The organism is Arthrobacter sp. W4I7 (assembly GCF_030816215.1).
Lineage (GTDB): Bacteria > Actinomycetota > Actinomycetes > Actinomycetales > Micrococcaceae > Arthrobacter > Arthrobacter siccitolerans_A.
Genome location: NZ_JAUSXU010000001.1, coordinates 3956880 through 3977965, shown reverse-complemented (window position 1 = coordinate 3977965; position 21086 = coordinate 3956880). Strand labels below are relative to the sequence as shown.

The 21086-nt window shown below is 64.8% G+C and carries 21 protein-coding genes, 3 tRNA genes and 1 pseudogene; 19 read left to right on the top strand and 6 right to left on the bottom strand.

All coding sequences use genetic code 11. The features are described 5' to 3' along the window. Positions 1–8: 8 nt before the first annotated feature. Positions 9–1088, bottom strand: a complete 1080-nt coding sequence (locus QF047_RS18000) for a DMT family transporter (protein WP_307279846.1) — start codon at positions 1086–1088, stop codon at positions 9–11. 76 nt (positions 1089–1164) lie between these two features. After that, positions 1165–2223, bottom strand: a complete 1059-nt coding sequence (locus QF047_RS17995; RefSeq protein ID WP_307279844.1) for a PHP domain-containing protein — start codon at positions 2221–2223, stop codon at positions 1165–1167. A gap of 164 nt (positions 2224–2387) precedes the next feature. Here QF047_RS17995 and QF047_RS17990 point away from each other — a divergent pair. The 8 genes from QF047_RS17990 to QF047_RS17955 all read left to right on the top strand — a co-directional run bounded on the left by QF047_RS17990 (position 2388) and on the right by QF047_RS17955 (position 5514). Further along, positions 2388–2460: transfer RNA gene (locus QF047_RS17990), tRNA-Glu, on the top strand. 91 nt (positions 2461–2551) lie between these two features. After that, positions 2552–2625: transfer RNA gene (locus tag QF047_RS17985), tRNA-Asp, on the top strand. A 48-nt stretch (positions 2626–2673) separates the two neighbouring features. Then, a tRNA-Phe gene (locus tag QF047_RS17980) sits at positions 2674–2749 on the top strand. A 525-nt stretch (positions 2750–3274) separates the two neighbouring features. After that, entirely contained in the window at positions 3275–3736 is a 462-nt protein-coding gene (locus tag QF047_RS17975) for an Asp23/Gls24 family envelope stress response protein (RefSeq protein WP_307279842.1), read from the top strand. After that, positions 3733–3924 (top strand): hypothetical protein, encoded by a 192-nt coding sequence (locus QF047_RS17970; RefSeq protein ID WP_306637848.1) that lies wholly within the window; start codon positions 3733–3735, stop codon positions 3922–3924. The genes QF047_RS17975 and QF047_RS17970 overlap by 4 nt, the downstream gene beginning before the upstream one ends. After that, entirely contained in the window at positions 3921–4301 is a 381-nt protein-coding gene (locus QF047_RS17965; RefSeq protein ID WP_307279840.1) for a hypothetical protein, read from the top strand. The genes QF047_RS17970 and QF047_RS17965 overlap by 4 nt, the downstream gene beginning before the upstream one ends. After that, entirely contained in the window at positions 4298–4906 is a 609-nt protein-coding gene (locus QF047_RS17960) for a DUF6286 domain-containing protein (RefSeq protein WP_307279838.1), read from the top strand. Before QF047_RS17965 ends, QF047_RS17960 begins: the two co-directional genes overlap by 4 nt. Next, complete coding sequence (locus QF047_RS17955; protein WP_307279837.1) at positions 4903–5514, top strand: hypothetical protein; 612 nt, start codon at positions 4903–4905, stop codon at positions 5512–5514. Before QF047_RS17960 ends, QF047_RS17955 begins: the two co-directional genes overlap by 4 nt. A 12-nt stretch (positions 5515–5526) precedes the next feature. On the opposite strand, the gene QF047_RS17950 is transcribed toward QF047_RS17955, so the two are convergent. Beyond that, on the bottom strand, positions 5527–7329 hold the full coding sequence (locus QF047_RS17950) for a glycoside hydrolase family 13 protein (RefSeq protein WP_307279835.1): 1803 nt from the start codon (positions 7327–7329) through the stop codon (positions 5527–5529). 140 nt (positions 7330–7469) lie between these two features. On the opposite strand from QF047_RS17950, the gene QF047_RS17945 reads away from it, so the two are divergent. The 5 genes from QF047_RS17945 (at position 7470) to QF047_RS17925 (ending at position 12134) form a co-directional block, all read left to right on the top strand. Next, positions 7470–8759: an ABC transporter substrate-binding protein gene (locus tag QF047_RS17945; protein WP_306637853.1), complete on the top strand. Its 1290-nt coding sequence runs from the start codon at positions 7470–7472 to the stop codon at positions 8757–8759. Positions 8760–8766: 7 nt separating this feature from the next. Continuing rightward, entirely contained in the window at positions 8767–9804 is a 1038-nt protein-coding gene (locus tag QF047_RS17940) for a carbohydrate ABC transporter permease (protein WP_091420997.1), read from the top strand. After that, positions 9801–10697: a carbohydrate ABC transporter permease gene (locus QF047_RS17935; RefSeq protein WP_306637854.1), complete on the top strand. Its 897-nt coding sequence runs from the start codon at positions 9801–9803 to the stop codon at positions 10695–10697. The genes QF047_RS17940 and QF047_RS17935 overlap by 4 nt, the downstream gene beginning before the upstream one ends. After that, positions 10694–10942 carry a hypothetical protein gene (locus tag QF047_RS17930; protein WP_307279830.1) on the top strand — a complete coding sequence of 83 codons (249 nt, stop codon included), beginning with the start codon at positions 10694–10696 and terminating at the stop codon, positions 10940–10942. Before QF047_RS17935 ends, QF047_RS17930 begins: the two co-directional genes overlap by 4 nt. Positions 10943–11081: 139 nt before the next feature. Continuing rightward, positions 11082–12134 carry a LacI family DNA-binding transcriptional regulator gene (locus QF047_RS17925; protein WP_306637856.1) on the top strand — a complete coding sequence of 351 codons (1053 nt, stop codon included), beginning with the start codon at positions 11082–11084 and terminating at the stop codon, positions 12132–12134. A gap of 40 nt (positions 12135–12174) precedes the next feature. Here QF047_RS17925 and QF047_RS17920 read toward each other — a convergent pair whose 3' ends face one another. After that, on the bottom strand, positions 12175–13062 hold the full coding sequence (locus tag QF047_RS17920; RefSeq protein WP_306637857.1) for a hypothetical protein: 888 nt from the start codon (positions 13060–13062) through the stop codon (positions 12175–12177). Positions 13063–13096: 34 nt separating this feature from the next. Further along, complete coding sequence (locus QF047_RS17915; RefSeq protein WP_306637858.1) at positions 13097–13903, bottom strand: exodeoxyribonuclease III; 807 nt, start codon at positions 13901–13903, stop codon at positions 13097–13099. A gap of 160 nt (positions 13904–14063) precedes the next feature. On the opposite strand from QF047_RS17915, the gene QF047_RS17910 reads away from it, so the two are divergent. From QF047_RS17910 to QF047_RS17890, 5 genes and pseudogenes are all read left to right on the top strand, one after another. Further along, positions 14064–15563 carry a CoA-acylating methylmalonate-semialdehyde dehydrogenase gene (locus tag QF047_RS17910; protein ID WP_307279825.1) on the top strand — a complete coding sequence of 500 codons (1500 nt, stop codon included), beginning with the start codon at positions 14064–14066 and terminating at the stop codon, positions 15561–15563. Continuing rightward, complete coding sequence (locus QF047_RS17905; protein ID WP_307279822.1) at positions 15563–16648, top strand: enoyl-CoA hydratase/isomerase family protein; 1086 nt, start codon at positions 15563–15565, stop codon at positions 16646–16648. The genes QF047_RS17910 and QF047_RS17905 overlap by 1 nt, the downstream gene beginning before the upstream one ends. Before the next feature lie 12 nt (positions 16649–16660). Beyond that, positions 16661–17682: pseudogene (gene mmsB, locus QF047_RS17900) on the top strand (3-hydroxyisobutyrate dehydrogenase). Then, positions 17679–18455 (top strand): enoyl-CoA hydratase, encoded by a 777-nt coding sequence (locus tag QF047_RS17895; RefSeq protein ID WP_307279820.1) that lies wholly within the window; start codon positions 17679–17681, stop codon positions 18453–18455. The pseudogene mmsB and the gene QF047_RS17895 overlap by 4 nt, the downstream one beginning before the upstream one ends. Before the next feature lie 74 nt (positions 18456–18529). Further along, positions 18530–19183, top strand: a complete 654-nt coding sequence (locus QF047_RS17890; RefSeq protein WP_307279818.1) for a DedA family protein — start codon at positions 18530–18532, stop codon at positions 19181–19183. A 50-nt stretch (positions 19184–19233) separates the two neighbouring features. Here the strand turns inward: QF047_RS17890 and QF047_RS17885 are convergent, their stop codons facing one another. Then, positions 19234–19743: a MarR family winged helix-turn-helix transcriptional regulator gene (locus QF047_RS17885; protein ID WP_307279816.1), complete on the bottom strand. Its 510-nt coding sequence runs from the start codon at positions 19741–19743 to the stop codon at positions 19234–19236. 106 nt (positions 19744–19849) lie between these two features. Here QF047_RS17885 and QF047_RS17880 point away from each other — a divergent pair, with 106 nt between their 5' ends. Beyond that, on the top strand, positions 19850–21040 hold the full coding sequence (locus tag QF047_RS17880) for an acyl-CoA dehydrogenase family protein (protein ID WP_307279814.1): 1191 nt from the start codon (positions 19850–19852) through the stop codon (positions 21038–21040). Positions 21041–21086: the final 46 nt, after the last annotated feature.

Genomic DNA, 21086 nt, shown 5'->3' with positions numbered 1-21086 from the left:
CTCCGACTTTAGCGGGAAGTGCTCCGCTTGGCCTCGCGTCCCGGAACTGGTCCTGGGGCTTGCCTCGCCGTTGGTCCTGCAGTTGGCCCAGCAGCCTGCTCCGCCGCTGGTCTTGCAGGCTGTCCTGCAACATCGTGACGGGTCCTCGGCCGGGACCTGCGCCGGGTCAGGCCCACGCCAACCAGGCAAACGAGGCCGCCGACCATTCCGAGCGCGGTGGGGATCTCGCCCAGCAGGAGCCAGGAGATCAGGATGGTGGTGCCGGGCACCAGGTAGGTGGTGGCTGCGAGCTTGCCGGCATCGATCAGCGAGAGCGCGTACGCCCAGGTGGTGAAGGCAATCGCCGTGGGAAAGACTCCGAGATAGACCAGTCCCATCGTCGCCCCAGGCGGTGCGGCCTGCACCTCGGCCACCAGTTGGCCTGTGAACGGCAGGCAGCATAAGGCGCCCACCAGGATCCCGAACCAGGTGGCCTGAGCGGCGGGAAACTTGCGCAGCACAGGCTTCTGGATGATGACGCTGACTGCGGCGAGCACGGCGGCCAAGAGGCAGAGCAGCACACCCGCAACATCCGCCGTCGGACTTTCCCCCGACCGGGACGGCTGGCCGGAACCCCAGGCGATCAGCGCCACGCCGGCGAAGGCAACCAGGCTTCCGATGATGAGCCAGCGGGGGAAGCCTTCCTTGAGGAAGATCCCTGCCATGACGGCCACCAGGATCGGGTTCACGTTGATGAGCAGGGCGCTGGTTCCGGCGTCCAGCACGTGCTCCGCAGCGTTCAGCGCCACGTTGTACCCGCCGAACCACATCGCGCCATAGGCGAGGATGGGCGACCATTCGCGGCCTTTAGGGAGGAGCCGGCTCTTCAGCAGCTGGGGCAGGACCAGCAGGGACAGTGCGACGGCGGCAACCGCCAGCCTGCCGAGTGTCAGGGAACCGGGGGAGAAGTGGGGGCCGATGGCCCGGATGCCCACGAAGGCCGACGCCCACAGCACCACCGTCGTGACCATGGCCGCCACTCCAAGGGCCCTGGTGCGGGATGGAAGAGGCGGAGGAACGCTTGAGCTGACGCGGGTGGTTGATGCCATGCTGCCAATGTAGCTGGGGGCAGGGACACCAGGCTGGCGGAAATCGGCCATGTCTAGCCAAGTTCCTGCCAAAGATTCACGGAAGTTGCGGCAAAGGAGATCCCGCCCACTGCAGCAGCCGTTCCACTGGCCAGGTGGTGATGATGCGTTCGGCCGGGACACCGTTCCGTTCCGCGCGTTCGGCGCCGTACTGCAGGAAGTCCAGCTGGCCGGGCGCGTGGGCGTCACTATCGATCGAGAACAGGCACCCTGCTTCCAGCGCCAGCTGGATCAGCGCATCCGGCGGGTCCTGGCGCTCCGGCCGGGAGTTGATCTCGACGGCCACATTGTGTTCGGCGCACGCGGCGAACACCTCTTTGGCATCGAAGTCCGACGGCGGACGCGTCCCTCGCGATCCCTCCACCAGGCGGCCGGTGCAGTGGCCCAGCACATTCGTGTGGGGATCCTGGATACCGCCAAGCATGCGCCGGGTCATGGTCTTTGAATCGGCACGAAGCTTGGAATGGACGCTTGCCACCACGATGTCCAGGCGGTCCAGCAGTTCCGGAACCTGGTCCAGCTCACCGGACTCGAGGATGTCCACCTCGATGCCGCTCAGCAGTTGTACTTTGTGGTCAGGCTGTCCGTCCATGCCCGGGTGGTCTCCCGCATTGATCGCGTCAACCACATCCAGTTGCTGGAGGAGGCGCTCTGCCGAGAGCCCGTTGGCGATGGTGAGGTTGGGGGAGTGGTCCGTCAGCGCGACATACTCCCTCCCGAGCACCCCGGCGGCCGCCACCATCAGCTCAATGGGGGATCCGCCGTCGGACCATTCACTGTGGCTGTGCAGATCGCCACGCAGCGCCTCCCGGATAGCGGAGCCGCCGGACGCCAGGGGCTGGGCGCCTTTCTCGCGGAGGTCGGCGAGGTAGTCCGGGACCTGGCCCTCCACTGCGTCCCGGATGACCTGGTAGGTCCGGTCGCCGATGCCCTTCATGGATTTCAGCCGGCCGTTCCGGACCCGGGCCGCCACTTCCTCCGGCGGCAGCGGGGCGATCACCGCCGCGGCTTTCCGGAAGGCCTGGACCTTGAAGGTGGCAGCGCGCCCGCGCTCCAGCCAGAAGGCAATCTCATTGAGTGCTGCAACGGCATCCATCAGTCCATCTTCACCTGTGTTTCGGGTTCAGACACGGTGTTTTTGGCCGATTTTGGATATTCCGAACTAAGCCCTATAGTTTTAGAGTCCAGTTCGGAGAAACGCAAAGGACAAAGACGCAAAGCCAAGCTTTACGCCTTTTATTTTGTTCCGAACGGGTTCTGGCCCCCATCGTCTAGCGGCCTAGGACACCGCCCTTTCACGGCGGCGGCACGGGTTCGAATCCCGTTGGGGGTACGCAAGGAACTGGTCAGGCAGGCTAAAAAAGTCTGGTAGGCTGGAAGCCTTGAAAAAAGCGGTAGAGATACTGTGAAAGCAAGAAACGCAAGGCCCTGTAGCGCAGTTGGTTAGCGCGCCGCCCTGTCACGGCGGAGGTCGCGGGTTCAAGTCCCGTCAGGGTCGCTCTGATTGCTGGAAGAAATTCCGGCACTCATGGTGACAAGTCACCTAGGCTCTGTAGCTCAGTTGGTAGAGCGTTCGACTGAAAATCGAAAGGTCACCGGATCGACGCCGGTCGGAGCCACCACTGGGAAGCATCAGTTCTTCGGAACTGGTGCTTTTCTTCTTTAACCCGGGCCGCTAACCCCCAGTCGGGGTTCAGGCTAACCCGAGGTAGGGGTCATTCGGCTGTCTTCTGAAGCTTGTTCGCAAATCCTTGCCTTGAAGATTCTGATCCGCGAAAAAGCTTGGGACCGAGCCGCTCGTCGGGTCGCGTCGAACGCCCACCTCCTGCCGCAGCTCCCAGCCGGCACCGGCCCCACGCTGGACTGGCCATACACCCTCTTCCGGACAAAACACCGTGGCGTGCGCGGTGGAATTGTCCCGAAAAGGGTGTCTTTCGGACGGCATCCATCGGAGACATCCCGAATCGGAGCGCGGTCGAACACATTTGGCCGGTCCCGAAAATTGCGGGCGAACAGTCCCCCAGGAAAAATTGACGGAGCCAGTAGCACTACAGGCAGGAACGTTCCGCGGTGCGGGCGTTCCTGCCTCCTGCCGTTAAGTCACAGCCAGGGGATAGGGTTGGGATCAACAGAAGGGGGAGTGCCTGATGGAATACCAGAACCCACAACCCGGCCAGGGCAGCCACGCTGTGCCGGCTCCGGTACCGGTTCCTGTGCCAGGTCTTGGCCGCACCGTAATCTCCGAAACCGCAGTGGCCAAGGTGGCGGGAATCGCCGCGCGTGCCGTCCCCGGGGTGTACTCGTTGGGTTCCGGACCATCGCGTGCGCTGGGAGCCATCCGCGACGCCGTCGGAAGTTCAGACCATGCCGCCGGTGTCCATGCCGAAGTGGGCGAAACGCAGGTGGCCGTGGACATCAGCCTGGTGGCGAGCTACGGAACGCCGCTGCATTCCCTGGCCAATGCAGTCCGGACCGCAGTCTACCGGGCAGTCGAGGAACTGGTGGGGCTGCAGGTGATCGAGGTCAACGTCGAAGTCACGGACGTCTATGTGCCGCCCCCTGTAAAACCTGCAGTTTCCGGCCCGGCCGAGAGGGAGGCGCTGCTGTGAACCTCACCGTCGCCGGCACTGCCATGGGCGCCTTCGTCGCGTTTATGTCCCTCCAATTTGGTTTGTGGGGCTTCCTGATATCCCTGCTCTTTATGGCCATCGGGGCATTCCTGGGCCGCGCCGCGGAAGGAAAACTGGACCTCCGCGGCGTCCTGGACGCCATCACCGGCCGGCGCTCGTCCTCATGAGCTCCACCGCCCCACTGGTCCGGGCGGGGGAGCTCAGCGGCCATAACCGCATCAGTACCCAGGCGTTGACCAGCCTTGCGAAAGCCGCTGCCGCCCAGTTCCTGGGGGTGGAGGCGGAGGACGTGCGGGCTGACTGGGCGGACGACGACGGCCTGCTGGCGCTGTCCCTTGTCACACCTATCAGCATCCCGCCCTTGACTGCCGTGGCCATCGATGCCTCGCGGGTGGATGCCGCCGGCGGCTCCATCCGGGACCGCACGGTCAGGGCAAAAGCGGGCATCCTGGCAACAGTGGCAGAGCTCAGCGGGGCGCATTTGAGCCGGGTGGACATCAGGATCAGCGGAGCAAGGATCACCGAAGGGGGACGGGTGCGATGAGCCGGCACCAGGAGGACCAATCGCCGGACATGGGCCGGGTCCTGCGCCGCGAAACCCATTCAACGCGTGCAGCGCCGGCCATTGCCGCGGCGGTCTTGGTCATGGTTCTCGCTGCCTACGGGCTCCTCGAGGCGGGCGTGCACGCCATCGGTCAACCGGCATGGCTGATCGAGCCGCAGGTGGCTGCTGAGCGCCTTGTCGCGCTGCCCGCGGGGATCCCGCCGTTGCTTCTGGGCGCCCTCGGTGCGGTGCTGGCGATGTTTGGCCTCGTATTTTTCCTCAACGGGATCCTGCCGGGACGGCGGGCCCGGCATCTCCTGGCCGGCGGCCCGGATCCGGGCGGCCCTGCCGTGGTGGTGGACGACGAAGTCATCGCTTCCTCGCTGGCACGGCGGGCCCGGCTTGCCGCGAATGTCACGCCCGAACAGGTCATGGTGGTTGTCTCGCAGCGCCAGGTGGTGGTCAATGTCCGGCCCACGTCCGGGGTGCCAGTGGAACGGGATTCCGTGCTCGCCGCCGTCGAAAGCGAACTCGCTGCCATGGCGCTGGACCCCTCTCCTGAGGTGCGCGTCAATGTGGCGCCGTCCGGGGTTATTGGCGCATGAACAGCACCCCGACCCTGCTCAACCGGATCCTGATCACCATCCTGGGCCTCAAACTGCTGGCCGTGGGCGTCCTGCTGATGCTGCTGGCCTCCGTCCCGGCCGTCGCTTCCTGGTGGCATTCCTGGTCCGCCGGGGCCTGGGCTGGAGTCAACCAGGCCTTCAACGCCACAAGGTTTCCAGGACGGCCCGAAAGCTGGCTGTGGATCCTGGTGGCACTGGCCCTGCTGGTGCTGATCGGGCTTATGGTGGCCTGGGCAGCCCAGCAAGGAAAAGGCCGGGCCAACCTCCTGGCCATGGAATACGACCCCGGCGAAGTCCCCGGCGATGTGCGGATCGGCGGGGGAGTTGCGGAGCAAGCCCTGAAGCACGCCCTGGCAAACCGACCGGACCTGGCAGGGGCCACCGTGACCACCTATAACGTCAAAGGCTCCCCCGCCTTGAAGGTTCGCCTGCTGCCGCGACAAGGGGTGGCGCCGCACCTGCTGGCAGACGAGGTGTACGCCCTGGTGGCCGCGCTCGAAGCCGTGGTAGGCAAAAGGATCCCAGTGCTGATCCATATCGGAGCCGGTGCGCGGACGCGCTTCAGCAGGGCTGAGCGCGTCCGCTGACCAGTCGTGGACTTAGTCCTTGGTGAGGTAGACGGTACAGTCCACCGGGATCTCGTCCATCCCGCTCCAGTCTGAGGCGGGTCCAGGACCGCTCGAAAGAACCACGGAATACCCCTCCGGAACCGGGGCGGAGGCGAAACCGAGATTGCCCAGGACCAGGACCTCTCCGTTGTGGAAGGCGAGCAGTCCGCTCTCGGGGGCATGGACCTCAGCCCACGCCAGGGAGCCCCTGCCGAGTTGCCGGGCGGACCGGAATGGGAGGGCAGCCCGGTAGAGCTCCAGGGTTGAACCCTCCACGCCTTCCTGCTGGTCGGCAGCGAGGGGGCCGAAGCTGTCCGGCTGGGGAAGCCAGGGAGCTGCTGCCGCACCTCCGCTTATCGCAAACCCATAACCAGGTGCGTCCTGTGCCCACGGCAGCGGGACCCGGCACCCGTCGCGCCCGATCTCGGCGCCGTTGGTCCTGTGGAACGTGGGATCCTGCCGCGCTTCGGCCGGCAGCGTGGTGTGCTCGGGAAGCCCCAGCTCCTCGCCCTGATAGAGGTAAGCGGAGCCAGGCAAGGCCAGCGATATCAATGTGGCGGCACGGGCGCGGGCCAGCCCCAAAGCCGGGTCGGGCTGCTCATCGTCCGCGGCGATGCCCTTCGGAAAGGTGGTGGGATCTTTGAGCCCGAACCTGGTGGTGTGGCGGACGGTGTCGTGGTTGCTCAGCACCCAAGTGCAGGGGGCACCCACCGAAGCGGCTGCCGCCAGGGACGCGTCAATGGCCTCGGCCACGCGCTCGGCATCCCAGCCCGCCAGCAGGAAATCGAAGTTGAACGCCTGCTGCATCTCGTCAGGCCGGGTGTAGCGGGCCAGCCGTTCAGCGGGCTCCACCCACGCCTCGGCAACCATCATGCGGTCCCCGCCGTACTCCGCCAGTACTTGGTGCCAGTCCCGGTAGATGTCATGGACGCCGTCCTGGTCGAAAAACGGCGAGGGCGGATATACGGGAGAGACGGCGCGGTGCGGTTCCTCTGCATCGGTATGGGCGCCAGGGGCGTCACCGGGAGGGGTTGGCTCCCTCCTGACTTCCGGCGTGCCTTCAACCATGGCGGCCACGCCGTCCCAGTCGGGAAGGCCGGCCTCTTTGACCAGGCCGTGGGCAACGTCCACCCGGAAGCCGTCCGCGCCGCGGTCCAGCCAGAAGCGGAGCACCGAGCGCATCTCGTCCCGCACCTCCGGGTTGTCCCAGTTCAGGTCCGGCTGCTTGGTGTCGAAAAGGTGGAGGTACCACTCACCCGGAGACCCGTCCTGCCCGGTGGTCCGGCTCCAGGCAGGTCCGCCGAAGATCGATTTCCAGTTGTTGGGCGCCCGGTTGCCGTCTCCGGAGCCGGGCACGCCATCCTTGCCCGGCCGGAAGATGTAGCGGTCCCGTTCCGGTGAGCCCGGGGATGCTGCCAACGCTTCCTGGAACCACGCGTGCTCGTCCGAAGTGTGGTTGGGAACCAGGTCCACAATGACCTTCAAGCCCCGCTGGTGAGCTTCCTGCAACATCGCATCGAAGTCGGCCAACGAGCCGAACAGGGGGTCAACCTGGCGGTAGTCGGCAACGTCATATCCCGCATCCGCCTGAGGCGATTTGTAGAAGGGTGAGAGCCAGACGGCGTCCACGCCGAGCTGCTGAAGATAAGGTAAGCGTTGCTTGACGCCGCGAAGATCGCCCATGCCATCGCCGTTGCCGTCCGCGAAGGACCGGGGATAAATCTGGTAGACGACGGCGTCCGTCCACCATTGCGTGCCGGTTGGCCGGCCGGCAGGAACGTCCGGGTTGGACATTTGGTTCCTCTCAGATAACTTTTTGATGTAAACGCTTGCATTACCCGCAGCAACCTTACTAGTGTGAGCGTCACCACATCAACCTCACCCAGCAAGCGCACTGTCGACTTACTTGTCACTCAGCGAGGAGCTTCAAGCTAATGAAAACCCGTAGATTCCTACTTCCGGCTGCTACCGCCGGCATCCTGGCCCTGACCTTGTCTGCCTGTGGCGGCGGAGGCGGCGGCACCACCGGAGGTGGCGGTGGCAGTGATGCCGAAGCCAACCTGGACGGCCGGGGTCCCATTACGTATGTACAGGGCAAGGACAACAACAACGTGGTCCGTCCGTTCATCGAGAAGTGGAATGCAGCGCATCCTGATGAAAAGGTCACGTTCAAGGAACAGACAGACAAAGCGGACCAGCAGCACGACGACCTGGTCCAGCACTTCCAGGCTAAGCAGTCCGACTATGACGTGGTCAGCGTAGACGTCATTTGGACTGCTGAGTTCGCTGCCAAGGGTTGGCTGCAGCCGCTCAAGGACAAGATGGCGATCGACACCTCGAAAATGCTTAAGGCTCCGGTTGAGGCTTCCACCTACAAGGGCACCCTGTACGCAGGACCCAAGGATTCCGACGGCGGCATCCTCTACTACCGCAAGGACCTCGTCCCAACGCCACCCAAGACCTGGGACGAAATGATGAGCATGTGCTCGATTGCCAAGGCCAACAACATCGGGTGCTACTCCGGGCAATACAAGCAGTACGAGGGCCTGACGGTTAACGCCTCTGAGGCGATCAACTCGGCTGGTGGATCCGTTTTGGATGACCAAGGCAAGCCGAGCCTGAACACGCCTGAGGCAAAGGCTGGCCTGGAGAACCTGGTTAAGGCGTACGCCGACGGCAACATTCCGCAGGAGGCCATCACCTACCAGGAAGAGGAGAGCCGCCGCGCCTTCCAGTCCGGCAATCTGCTCTTCCACCGCAACTGGCCTTACATCTACAGCCTGATCACGACTGAGGGATCGTCTGCTGTAAAGGACAAGTTCGCAATGGCGCCCCTGCCGGGCAAGGACGGCCCCGGTGCGTCCTCCCTCGGTGGGCATAACGCAGCCATCAGTGTCTACTCCAAGAACAAGGCAACGGCACTGGACTTCATCAAGTACATCGAGACCGAGGAAAACCAGAAGTTCTTTGCAAACCAGGCGTCGTTGGCTCCAATCCTGACCTCGGTATACGAGGACAAGGAGCTGGTGGCTAAACTGCCCTACCTGAGTGTCCTCCAGACGTCTATCCAGAACGCGGTACCGCGCCCCGTGACGCCCTTCTACCCGGCGGTCACGAAGGCAATCCAGGAGAATGCCTACGCAGCTCTTAAGGGCGAGAAGCCCGTAGAGACGGCACTCTCTGACATGCAGAAGTCCATCCAGTCATCAAGCGCAGGATCGTAATTCAGCCATGGCAACAGAATTAGGCCCGACGCCGGTCACCAAGCCGGCGTCGGGCGGGACTCCAGTCCACCAGGCACCCAAAGGCGTAGGTGAGGACAACAGGATCGCGAGCCAGGGTCGCTGGGCATCGTGGCTCCTTGCCCCCACCGTCATCGCCCTGGGCGTAGTCATCGTTTACCCGATCATCAGTGCCATCGTGATGTCCTTCACGAAGGACGCGGGTCTGGATCCGGCCACAGGTCTCTTCACTGAGGGCGGACCGGCCGGCATCCAGAACTATGTGAACTGGCTGGCGCAGCAGTGTGCAGCCCAGGGCGGCGGCACAGTAGCCTGTCCGCCGGGTACCTTGGCCGGCCAATTCTGGACGGCTACCGGCACCACCTTCATTTTTACTGTCATTACGGTCGCCTTCGAAACTGTCCTCGGTTTCTGGATGGCCATGATCATGGCGCGCACGTTCAAGGGCCGCGGCCTGGTCCGCGCGGCTGTCCTCGTCCCTTGGGCTATCCCCACGGCCGTCACCGCACAGCTGTGGCTCTTTATGTTCGACTTCAACGGAATCATTAACAAGCTGTTCAACGTCAGCATCCTCTGGACCGGCAGCGAATGGCCGGCCAAGTGGGCAGTCATCATCGCTGACACCTGGAAGACCACCCCGTTTATGGCCCTCCTGATTCTGGCCGGCCTGCAAATGATTCCCGCCGAAGTCTATGAGGCGGCCAAGGTGGACGGAGCCACTGCCTGGCAGCGGTTCCGGATGATCACCCTTCCGCTGGTCAAGCCGGCTCTGATGGTGGCCATCCTGTTCCGTACCCTGGATGCGCTGCGTATGTTCGACCTGCCGTACATCCTCACGGGCGGTGCCAACAACACCACCACCCTGTCCATCCTGGTGATCAACCAGATCAGGCAAGGGTTCAACGCTGCGGCTGCCTTGTCCACCATCACGTTCATCATCATCTTCCTGGTCGCGTTCATCTTTGTCCGGTTCCTTGGGGCGAACGTTGTGGAGCAAAGCGGAGCCACCGGTAAGGGGAAGAAATGACCACCGCAACAGCAGATTCAGCCCTGCGGGCACGCCAGGACAAAGGACGGCAGGCTGCCCAGAACAGGGAAAAGTGGGCCCAGGCGCGGACCTACATCAGCGCCGCCGTCATCCTGATCTGGTGCCTGGCGCCAGCCTATTGGATGGTGGTTACGGCCTTCCGCGAGGTGGGGTTCACGTACGACACAACGCCTTGGCCAACGCACGTGACACTGGACAACTTCATCACTGCCTTCGATACCTCGTTCGGCAACAAATTCGGTCAAGCGCTGCTCAACAGCGTCTTTATCGGTGTGACCGTCACAGTGATCTCGCTGGTGATCGGCGTCTTCGCCGCCTACGCACTGGCACGCTTGAACTTCCGGTTCAAGTACCTGGTGCTGGGCTTCATCCTGGGTGCTTCCATGTTCCCCGGCGTTGCCCTGATCACCCCGCTGTTCCAGCTCTTCACCAACATCGGCTGGATGGGTACCTACCAGGCCCTGATCATTCCGAACATCTCCTTCGTCCTGCCACTCACCGTCTACACCCTGACCTCCTTCTTCCGCGAAATGCCGTGGGAACTTGAGGAGTCGGCCCGTGTTGACGGCTGTACACAGGGCCAGGCGTTCCGGAAGGTGATCATGCCCCTGGCGGCTCCGGCGATCTTCACGACGGCGATCCTGGCGTTCATCTCCTCCTGGAACGAGTTCCTGATCGCCAGCCAGCTGTCCAGTGAGGCTACGAAGCCCGTCACGGTTGCCATCGCCAGTTTCGCCGGCGCCCAGCCCAACCAGATCCCGTACACGGCCATCATGGCCGCCGGTACCATCGTCACCATTCCCTTGGTGATCCTGGTGCTGGTCTTCCAGCGCAAGATCGTCGCCGGCCTGACGGCAGGTGCGGTCAAGTGACAAACGGCCCTTCCCGCCCCCGGTCCACGGGGGCGGGAAGCGACCGCCGGCGGATGAGGTCCGGGCAGGACTTCGACATCATCATCGGCTTCCTGGCTTTCTGGGCGCTGGTCCTGCTCGTCGTCACGGTCTGGATGGAAGTAACGGCACAGCCGGCCCTGGGCTGGGCACTGGGCCTGCTGGCCGTCCTCCTCGCGATCTACGGGATGGTGCGGCTGCGCCGGAAGCTGCCGGACCGGAGGTAGCGCACACGGCTGATCTTCCGCCGTCGGCCGTCCGGCCCCAAAGGTAACACTGCGATATTCCCAGGCGCCCAAAATACTATGGCGTGGGGGCATCGCACAAAGCATGGCGGAGGCCTGCAGGAAGTATTGAGGGGGCACCGTGGCTCGCACAAGTGAAAGGTCCCAACGGGGCGGCCACAGCGGTGTCAGCATCGAAGATGTGGCGGCGGCGGCGGGAGTTTCCACCGCCACTGTTTCCCGGGCAGTCCGGGGCCTGCCCCGCGTCTCACCGGCCACCCGCGAAAAAATCCTCGAGGTAGCCGGGAACCTGGGCTATGTAGCGTCCAGCTCCGCCTCCGGCCTGGCCACGGGAAGAACCAGGACTATCGGGGTGCTCGCCCCGTTCGTGAGCCGGTGGTTCTTCTCCAAAGCCATCGAAGGCGCGGACCGGGAACTCCACGCCCGGAACTACAACCTTTCGCTGTTCAACCTCGGTGGCCATGGCAGCAACCGGGAGCGGCTGTTCAGCAAGACCATGGTCTACAAGCAGATCGATGCCCTGCTGGTCCTGTGTATGGCGCTGTCCCATGATGAACTCGACCACCTCCAGAAAATCGACATCCCGCTGGTGGTGGTGGGCGGCCACGTGGAAGAGTGCGCCTACATCGGCATCGATGATTACGCCGCCGCGTCCACCGCGGTCCGGCACCTGATCGACCTGGGCCACCGCAACATCGCCCTGCTGCACGGCGACGACGAAACAGACTTGAACTTCGATGTTCCCCGCGTCCGGATCCTGGCTTTCAAGGACGTGATGACCGCCGCGGGCCTCCCCACCCGCCCCGAATGGGATGAGTGGGGGGATTTCACGGTCCGCAGCGGGCAGGAGGCCTTCCGCCGGCTGTGGGCCAAGCCGGGGGACAAGCCAACAGCCATCTTCTGCGCTTCGGACGAGATGGCCATGGGTGTCATCTTTGAAGCCTTGCGGCTCGGCGTCCGGGTGCCGCAGGAACTCTCAGTGGTGGGCATCGACAACCACGATTTCGCCGACGCCATGGGCCTGACCACGGTGGGCCAGCGGCCGGACGAGCAGGCCGAGCTGGCCACCAAGATGCTCCTTGACGAACTGGACGGGGAGACGGGATCGGTCCAGTCCGCTGTCGCGCCCCATGAACTGATTGTCCGAAGGACGACGGCGCCGCCCCGGTCCTAGTGCCTGGGTTCAGTTTCCAGCATCTTCAGGACGCCAGCCGTCAGGACGCGCGGGCCAGTTGCCGGATGGGGATCCAGCGTGACGCCAGACGGCGGTAGGCCGCGGCAGCGCCTGTCATGTCGCCCTCAGCCAGGCATTCAATGCCAAGCCTAATGTCCATGGGCGAATCGTCCGGGTACACTTTGTCCGCCACCGCCCCATAATCCAGTTCCACCATCGACTCCACGTGGAACGTTTCCAGCCACTCCGTGAGCTGGGCGAGGTCATCGAGCATGTCCAGGTCCGGTGCCGCGAGTGCAAGGTTGGCCACCGCGTACCGGGCCCGCTCCAGGGCTTCGGTGATGGGTGCCCACACGCGGACGGTGAGGATCCGGCCGGCAGCCTCCACCACGTCCTTGTGGTCTGCTTCCATGAACAGCGAAAACCAGCTGAAGGGGATGCCCCAGGTGGACGCCCGGGTGTGCACGCGGATGGACCCGTCGCGGGCCTTTACCTGATCGATCCGTTCCTGGTGCTTGTCCCGCTGCTCTTCGGGAATGAGCAGCTCCGCCAGGGGGCCGTGGATTCCCTCCATCAGGGCGTTGGCCGCCAGGCCCGCGCGCAATACCAGCTGGCTGGGACAGTACAGCAGCACGGGGTCGGCGTCAGCGTCGTCGTCGGACTTTCCTGCCGCGGGTGCGGCCGGGGCAGTGGTGACGCGTACCAGATCGGTGCGTCCCGTGGGGAAGGGGTCACCGCCGGAGCGGGTGATGCGTCCCAGCGAGGCCAGCAGTTCGGCGTTTTCGACGGCGGCACGCGAGGCAGAGCGCGCCCCGGCGGCCTGGATCGCGGCGCGCTGCTCCTCCGGAAAGGCATCCAGCGGTTCGTAGACGCGCAGGGTTGACGAGAATGGCAGGCCGGCCTGGCCCCGGTAGAGGTTTCCCGTCATCACGGTCTCCTTGAATGGGTCCAGGATTCTGTCATCAGCCGGCCAGTTCCACCAGCACGGGGGCATGGTCCGAGGCGCCTTTGCCCTTGCGCTCCTCGCGGTCGATCGAGGCGCCGGTGACGCGCGCGGCCAGGGCCGGGGAGGCCAGCACGAAGTCGATCCGCATGCCTTCCTTCTTCGGAAAGCGCAGCTGGGTGTAGTCCCAGTAGGTGTAGACGCCGGGGCCGGGAGTGTAGGGCCGGACCACGTCGGTGTATCCTGCCGACTCGAAGGCGTGGAATGCTGCCCGCTCCGGCGGACTGACGTGGGTGTAGCGGTTGTTGACGAAAAGATCGATGTCCCATACGTCGTCGTCGAAGGGGGCGATGTTCCAGTCGCCCATCAGCGCCACCTGGGCTTCCGGATTCCGGGCTACCAGTTCCTGGGCATGCGTTTTCAGGCTTTCCAGCCACTTGAGCTTGTACGGCATGTGCTCATCGTCCAGGGAGCGGCCGTTGGGGACGTAGAGGCTCCAGATCCGGACGCCGCCGCAGGTAGCGGCCATGGCACGTGCCTCCTGCACGGGATCCGTGCCCGCCTTGCCGAATGAGGGCTGATCCAGGAAGGTCCGCTCCACGTCTTCGAGCCCCACCCGCGAAGCGATGGCCACGCCGTTCCACTGGTTGACTCCGAAGTGGGCCACCTCGTAGCCCATCCGTTCGAAGAGCTCCCAGGGAAAGTTCTCGTCTTTGCACTTGGTTTCCTGGATGGCCAGCACGTCGCAGTCACTGCGCTGAAGCCAGGCTTCCACGCGGTCGGCACGGGCACGGAGCGAATTCACATTCCAGGTAGCAATCTTCACAGTTCCTAACTTACCTTGGCGGTGCGGCCGCAGGTAAAGCATGCTCCGGCAGGGGCGCCAGGGCCTGTGCGGGCATACCGGGCCGGTGGAGTTTAGTTGGAGGTCCGAGTATATTCGCAACCAGAAATGACCTGGGTCACATGCGAAGGAGCGTCTGCTCATGGTGCGCGAGCTTTCCCACTACGTCGGCGGCCAACACGCCGCAGGCTTGTCCGGCCGTTTCGGCGACGTCTTTGATCCCTGCACCGGGACAGTGCAGGCGCGCGTGCCGCTGGCCGGCAGGGACGAGGTGCACAACGCGGTTGCCGCCGGCGCGAAGGCACAGGAGGAATGGGCGGCCATGAACCCGCAGCGCCGGGCGAGGATCCTGCTCCGGTTCGTGGACCTGGCTAACCAGGACCTGGAGGGGCTTGCGCGGCTGCTCTCTTCCGAACACGGCAAGACCCTCGCCGACTCCAAGGGGGACATCCAGCGGGGACTGGAAGTGGTGGAGTTCGCAGCCGGCGCGCCACACCTGCTCAAGGGCGAATTTTCCACCGAAGCCGGATCCGGGATAGACATCCACTCGCTGCGGCAGCCCCTGGGCGTGGTGGCCGGGATTACGCCGTTCAACTTTCCCGCCATGATTCCGCTGTGGAAGTCCGGCCCGGCGCTGGCTGCGGGCAACGCGTTCATCCTGAAGCCCTCGGAACGGGATCCTTCCGTGCCCCTGCGCCTGGCCGAGCTGTACTCCGAGGCGGGCGTCCCGGACGGAGTATTCAATGTGGTCAACGGGGACAAGGAAGCCGTGGACGCGCTGCTTGAAGATCCCCGGGTCCAGGCCATCGGATTTGTGGGTTCCACCCCGATTGCACGGTACATCTACGCCACCGCCGCTGCCCACGGAAAGCGGGCGCAGTGCTTCGGCGGTGCCAAGAACCACATGGTGGTGATGCCGGACGCAGACCTGGACCAGGCGGCGGACGCCTTGATCGGCGCCGGGTACGGCTCCGCGGGGGAGCGCTGCATGGCCGTTTCCGTGGCCGTCCCGGTGGGACAGGAAACAGCTGACCGGCTGGTGGCCAGGCTCCAGGAACGGGTTAAGTCGCTCAAGGTGGGCCACAGCCTGGACCAGCATGCGGACTTTGGCCCGGTCGTCACGGCTGCCGCCAGGGAACGGATCGTGGGCTGCGTCCAGGCGGGAGTGGACGAGGGCGCAACCCTGCTGGCCGACGGCCGCGGCCTCACCGTGGAAGGCTACGACAATGGCTTCTGGGTTGGCCCCACCCTCTTCGACCATGTGACACCGGAGATGGCCATCTACCGGCAGGAGATCTTCGGTCCCGTCCTCAGTGTGGTGCGGGCTACTGATTACGATGAAGCCCTCCGGCTCTGCAGCGGGAACGAGTACGGAAACGGGGTGGCCATCTTCACCCGCGACGGAGACGCCGCGCGGGATTTCGCCACCAGGGTGGACGTAGGCATGGTGGGCATTAATGTGCCCATCCCGGTGCCCCTGGCCTACTACACGTTCGGGGGCTGGAAAGCGTCAGGATTCGGCGACCTGAACCAGCACGGCGCCGATGCCTTCCGTTTTTACACCAAGACGAAGACGGTCACCACCAGGTGGCCCTCAGGGATACGGCACGGGGCCAGCTTCGTGATGCCGGAAGGAAGTTGATGACGGACAGCACGGAAACCGGTGGGGACCCCAATGCCGAGGTACTGTTTGAACGCCGCGGGCGGCTGGGTGTAGCCACCCTCAACCGGCCCCGGGCGGTGAACGCGTTGACAGCGGGCATGGTGGGTGTGCTCCTGGACCAGCTCACCCCATGGGCGGACGACGACGGCGTTGCCACGGTTCTGGTGCGTGGCGCCGGTGAACGGGGATTGTGTGCCGGCGGTGACATTGTGGCCATCTACGAGGACATCCCCGCCGGCGGGGGGAAGACTGCGGACTTCTGGCAGGCGGAGTACCGGCTGAATTCGCTCATTTCCCGCTACCCGAAGCCGTATGTCGCCTTCATGGATGGGCTGGTCCTGGGCGGCGGCGTGGGGATCTCCGCGCACGGCTCGGTGCGGGTGGTTACTGAGCGGACGCGGATGGGCATGCCGGAGACGACTATTGGTTTTGCCCCCGACGTCGGCGGGACCCTTTTGTTGTCCCGCTCGCCGGGGGAGGCGGGCACCCATGCGGCGTTAACCGGAGCACATCTGAGCGCAGCGGACGCCCTGCACCTGGGCCTCGCCGACCACTACGTCCCGTCCGGGCGGCTCGAGGAACTCATGGTGGCGCTGGAAAGCGAAACTGCGGAAGCCGCCGTCGGGCGCTACAGCGAGGCGGCGCCGCCCTCAGCACTTGCGCAGCAGCGGGCGTGGATCGACAGCTGCTACGCCTCCGATGACGCCGTGGAGATTGTCCGGCGCCTCCGGAGCTTCGATGGTGAAGGCGGCGGGGAAGCCGCCAATGCCGCCGACACCATCGAGGCGAAGTCGCCCACGTCCGTGAAGGTCACGCTGGCCTCCCTGCGGCGGGTCCGGGGCCTGACGCTGGATGAAGCGCTGGCGCAGGAGTACCGGGTGGGACTGCGTTTCCTGGCGGCGCCCGATTTCCGCGAGGGCATCCGCGCGCAGGTGGTGGACAAGGACCGTGCACCCCGCTGGCGCCCGCCCACTCTCGTGGAGGTGCTGCCGGATCAGGTGGAGCGCTTTTTCGAGCCGCTGGGCAGCAAAGAACTGGACCTTGGATTGAAAGAGCCGAATTGAAGGAGACTGACCATGCCTGAGAACCACACCATCGCGTTCCTGGGCCTGGGCCACATGGGTGGGCCCATGGCGGTGAACCTGGTCACCGCCGGCCACACGGTGGCAGGTTTCGACGTGGTGCCCGCGGCCCTTGACGCTGCACGGGAGCATGGCGTCCCTGCTGTTGCCAGCGCCGCCGAAGCGGTTTCCGGGGCGGACGTGGTCCTGACGATGTTCCCCAGTGGGCGGCACGTGCTGGACGCCTACCAGGGCAGCGACGGCGGCCCCGGCCTGCTGGCCGCTGCTGCCCCCGGAACCATGTTCCTGGATTGTTCCACCATCAATGTTGACGAAGCCCGTGAAGCAGCCAGGCTGGCCATCGGTGCCGGCCACCGCTCGGTGGACGCGCCGGTGTCCGGGGGTGTGGTGGGTGCCGAGGCCGGGACGCTGACGTTTATGGTGGGCGGAAACCCGGAGGATTTCGAGGCGGTGCGTCCGCTGCTGGAGGTAATGGGCAAGCGGGTGGTGCACTGCGGTGGCCACGGCGCGGGACAGGCCGCAAAGATCTGCAACAACCTGATCCTGGGCGCCTCCATGATTGCCGTGAGCGAGGCCTTTGTGCTGGGGGAGAAGCTGGGCCTTAGCCACCAGGCGCTCTTTGATGTGGCATCGGCGGCCTCGGGGCAATGCTGGGCACTGACCACCAACTGCCCCGTGCCCGGGCCGGTTCCCACCAGCCCGGCCAACCGCGATTACCAGCCCGGTTTCGCCGGAGCCTTGATGGCAAAGGACCTCCAGCTTGCCGTGAATGCACTGCAAAGTACCGGCGTGGCAGCCCGGGTGGGTCCGCTCGCCGCGGAAATCTACGGTACGTTTGCCGCGGAAGGCGGCGCGCCGGCCGTGACTTCTCCGGGATCATCACGGACATCCGGGACAAATCCGATGCCCGGGACGGATCACGGAACATCTTGGGTGACAAAGCCGGCGGCGCTCCACACACGGCATCAAAAAGTGCAGCGTACGGCGCAGCTCAGGACGACGGGAGCCCCGAATGACCGAATACACGAACATCCTGGTGGAACGGCGGGGCCGGGTGGGGCTGGTGACGCTCAACCGGCCACAGGCGCTGAATGCCCTGAACAAAGCCACCATGGAAGAGCTCGTCAAGGCCGTGGGTGTTATGGATGCCGATCCCGCAGTAGGAGCGGTGGTGATAACCGGCTCCAGCAAGGCCTTCGCTGCCGGGGCTGATATCAAGGAGATGGCGGGCCAGGGCTATATTGAGATGTACGCTGCGGACTGGTTCCGCGGCTGGGAGGACTTCACCCGGCTCCGCATTCCCACCATTGCCGCAGTCTCCGGGTTCGCGCTGGGCGGCGGCTGTGAACTGGCCATGATGTGCGATCTCATCATCGCTGGGGACAACGCCAAGTTCGGCCAGCCCGAGATCAACCTGGGGGTGCTGCCCGGCATGGGCGGATCGCAGCGGCTCACCCGTGCCATCGGCAAGGCCAAGGCGATGGACCTCATCCTCACCGGCAGGTTCATCGGCGCGGAGGAAGCTGACCGCTGCGGCCTGGTATCCCGCGTGGTTCCCGCTGAGGACGTGGTGGACGAGGCCGTCAAAGCTGCAGAAGTGATCGCGTCCAAGTCAAAACCGGTGGCCATGGTGGCCAAGGAAGCCGTCAACGCGGCCTTCGAAACCGGCCTCGCCCAGGGAGTGGTGTTCGAGCGCAGGCTCTTCCATTCGCTCTTCGCCACAGAGGACCAAAAGGAAGGCATGGCCGCTTTTATGGAGAAGCGCCAGCCCGGATTTCAGCACCGCTGAGCCGAAGTCAGCCTTCACAATGCTGCGTAAGGTAGACAGGTCAGGGCAGCTGTGGAATCGGACGGGGAGCTTGTATGTGGGGAACGGCGGCGGACGCAGGCGGCTCAGCCGATAACCTGACCGGGTTGGTGGGCGTCGCTGCCCGGGGCATCGAGCAGCTCGGGGAGTGGGGCGTGGGGCTCTTCACCCTGGCCGAAACCGTGGTGCCGCCCATCCCCAGCGAAGTGATCCTGCCGCTGGCCGGTTACCTTTCCAGGCAAGGCTCCCTGAACCTGGTCCTGGTTTTTCTCACGAGCACGTTGGGCGCCTGGCTGGGGGCCCTCTTCCTGTACTGGCTCGGGGCCAAGCTCGGCCTGGAGCGGTCCATCCGCGGGTTGTCGAAGCTCCCGTTGGTGGACCGGGAGGACTTTGAACACGCGGCCGGCTGGTTCCGCCGGCATGGACGGCGGTCCATCTTCTTCGGGAGGTTACTTCCCGGTGTGCGGAGCCTCATTTCCCTTCCGGCCGGAGCTGCAGCCATGCCGCTGGGCACGTTCACCATCTACACGCTTGCCGGCAGCGGGCTGTGGAACGGGCTGCTGCTGGGGCTCGGGTACCTGCTGGGCACCCAATACCGGGTGATCGAGGAGTACTCCCGTTTCCTGAACTATGCCGTCTACGCCGCTTTGGGCGTTACCCTGGTACTCCTCGTTGCCCGGCGGATCAAACGCGCCAAAGAGCCGCGCTGACCCTGTTTCCGCGTTGACCTGCGATCGCATTGACCTCGCATCCGGCCCGGTCAGGAGTCGATGAAGTCGCCGGCATTCCGGCGGAAGTCACCGAGTATCCGGATCAGCTGATCGATATCCTCCGGCCCGAAGCCCGAGGCGCTGAAAACTTCGGCGTTGAGTGCCGCCGTCGAACGTTTCGCAACGGTGCGGCCGTCTGCGGTGAGCTCCACCAGCGTGGTGCGGCCGTCCGTTGGATGCGGTAAACGGCGCACCAGCCCTGCGTCCTGCAGCCGGTCAACCGCGTTGGTAACGGATGTCGGGTGGACCTGGAGGAGCGTGCTCGCTTTCTTCATGGGAAGGGATCCGTTCCTGGCGAAGCCCAGCAGGGCGAGCAGTTCGTAGCGCGCGAAGGTCAGCCCGAAGGGCTTCAGCACGAGTTCGATCCTGGCGAGCAGAATCTGCTGGGTCCGCATGATGGCGGTGATCGCCGCCATGGGAGCGGCCATATCCGCCCAGCCGTGGTCCTCCCAGTTTCGGCGGGCATCGGCGATCGGGTCACGGGAGAGCGGAGTGCCCATAGCCAGCCTTTCGCTATGTGATGCGCCTCACTTGCTTCGGAGGCCTGTGCAATATACTAGGACATCCAACGGTTTGGTAAAGCAGTCCGGCAGAGCGAGGGGACCAATGCCCGTGCAGCCCGCAGGAGATGACGGAACACCACCCTTCCCCGATGCCGACCTGATGTACATCGCTGACCTCCTGGCGCCGCCCGAACGGGACAGATACTTCGGCATCCGCCGGTTCCTCCAGTCCTCGGTCCGGCAGCCCTCCATCGAGTACTGGAACCGCGAAGAGTTCCCCTTTGGGCTGCTCGCGGACATGGGAAAGCATGGCCTCGGAGCCCTCCAGCTGGACGGCAGTTCCACACTGTTCAAGGGCCTGATGTACGTGGAATTGGCCCGAGCGGACGTATCCCTCTCGGCGCTCGCCGGGATCCACAACGAACTCATCCTCGGGATGATCAGCGGGCTGGGGTCTGAGGAGCAGAAGGACCGGTGGCTGCCCGGACTGAAATCCTTCGCCCGCCTCGGAGCTTTTGCACTGACGGAGCCGGACCATGGCTCGGATATCGCCGGGGGGCTGGAAACGTCGGCAAGGCTGGATGGCCGCGAGTGGGTCCTCAACGGTGCCAAGCGCTGGATCGGCGCCGGCACCATCGCGGATTTCGCGCTGGTCTGGGCCAGGGACGCGGCGGACGGCGAAATCAAGGGCTTCATCGTGGAGACGGACAGGCCTGGCTATATGGCCACCAAGATCTCCAACAAGATCGGCCTGCGGATCATGCAGAACGCGGACATCGTGCTGCAGGACGTGCGGATCCCGGCGGGCAACCTGCTGCCCGGGGCCACGAGTTTCTCCCGGGCGAACGAGCTGTTGCGGGACTCCCGGGCCTGGGTGGGCTGCCAAGGTGCGGGAATCCAGCTGGCTGCCTTCGACGTCGCCCGCGCCTATGCCTTAACCCGGCGGCAGTTCGGCAAGGAGCTGGCCGGCTTCCAGCTGGTCCAGCAGCAGCTCGCCGACATTTTGGGGAACGCCTCCGCCTCCTTGGCGTTGATGGCGCAACTGGCGCGCATCCAGCAGGAGGGAAAGCTGGAGATGGTCCAGGCTGCCATGGCCAAGGCCACCATCACCCGGTTGGCCCGGTCCTCGGTGGCCATGGGCCGCTCGCTGCTGGGCGGCAACGGCATCAGCAGCGACTACGAGATGGGCAAGCTGTTCGGCGACGCCGAAATCCTCTACACCTACGAGGGGACCTATGAGATGAACTCGCTCATCGTGGGCAGGGCCGTCACAGGAAAATCCGCTTTCCACTAGGTACCCACCCGTTTAGCCAACTGCCGTTGTCCCGCAGCACCGGCCT

Coding starts and splice junctions, on each gene's coding strand:
- QF047_RS18000 (WP_307279846.1), bottom strand. CDS start 1,088: ATGGCATCAACCACCCGCGTCAGCTCAAGCGTTCCTCCGCCTCTTCCA.
- QF047_RS17880 (WP_307279814.1), top strand. CDS start 19,850: ATGCCCGTGCAGCCCGCAGGAGATGACGGAACACCACCCTTCCCCGAT.
- QF047_RS17920 (WP_306637857.1), bottom strand. CDS start 13,062: ATGACGGGAAACCTCTACCGGGGCCAGGCCGGCCTGCCATTCTCGTCA.
- QF047_RS17955 (WP_307279837.1), top strand. CDS start 4,903: ATGAACAGCACCCCGACCCTGCTCAACCGGATCCTGATCACCATCCTG.
- QF047_RS17960 (WP_307279838.1), top strand. CDS start 4,298: ATGAGCCGGCACCAGGAGGACCAATCGCCGGACATGGGCCGGGTCCTG.
- QF047_RS17895 (WP_307279820.1), top strand. CDS start 17,679: ATGACCGAATACACGAACATCCTGGTGGAACGGCGGGGCCGGGTGGGG.
- QF047_RS17885 (WP_307279816.1), bottom strand. CDS start 19,743: ATGGGCACTCCGCTCTCCCGTGACCCGATCGCCGATGCCCGCCGAAAC.
- QF047_RS17950 (WP_307279835.1), bottom strand. CDS start 7,329: ATGTCCAACCCGGACGTTCCTGCCGGCCGGCCAACCGGCACGCAATGG.
- QF047_RS17995 (WP_307279844.1), bottom strand. CDS start 2,223: ATGGATGCCGTTGCAGCACTCAATGAGATTGCCTTCTGGCTGGAGCGC.
- QF047_RS17940 (WP_091420997.1), top strand. CDS start 8,767: ATGGCAACAGAATTAGGCCCGACGCCGGTCACCAAGCCGGCGTCGGGC.
- QF047_RS17935 (WP_306637854.1), top strand. CDS start 9,801: ATGACCACCGCAACAGCAGATTCAGCCCTGCGGGCACGCCAGGACAAA.
- QF047_RS17975 (WP_307279842.1), top strand. CDS start 3,275: ATGGAATACCAGAACCCACAACCCGGCCAGGGCAGCCACGCTGTGCCG.
- QF047_RS17945 (WP_306637853.1), top strand. CDS start 7,470: ATGAAAACCCGTAGATTCCTACTTCCGGCTGCTACCGCCGGCATCCTG.
- QF047_RS17890 (WP_307279818.1), top strand. CDS start 18,530: ATGTGGGGAACGGCGGCGGACGCAGGCGGCTCAGCCGATAACCTGACC.
- QF047_RS17910 (WP_307279825.1), top strand. CDS start 14,064: ATGGTGCGCGAGCTTTCCCACTACGTCGGCGGCCAACACGCCGCAGGC.
- QF047_RS17905 (WP_307279822.1), top strand. CDS start 15,563: ATGACGGACAGCACGGAAACCGGTGGGGACCCCAATGCCGAGGTACTG.
- QF047_RS17965 (WP_307279840.1), top strand. CDS start 3,921: ATGAGCTCCACCGCCCCACTGGTCCGGGCGGGGGAGCTCAGCGGCCAT.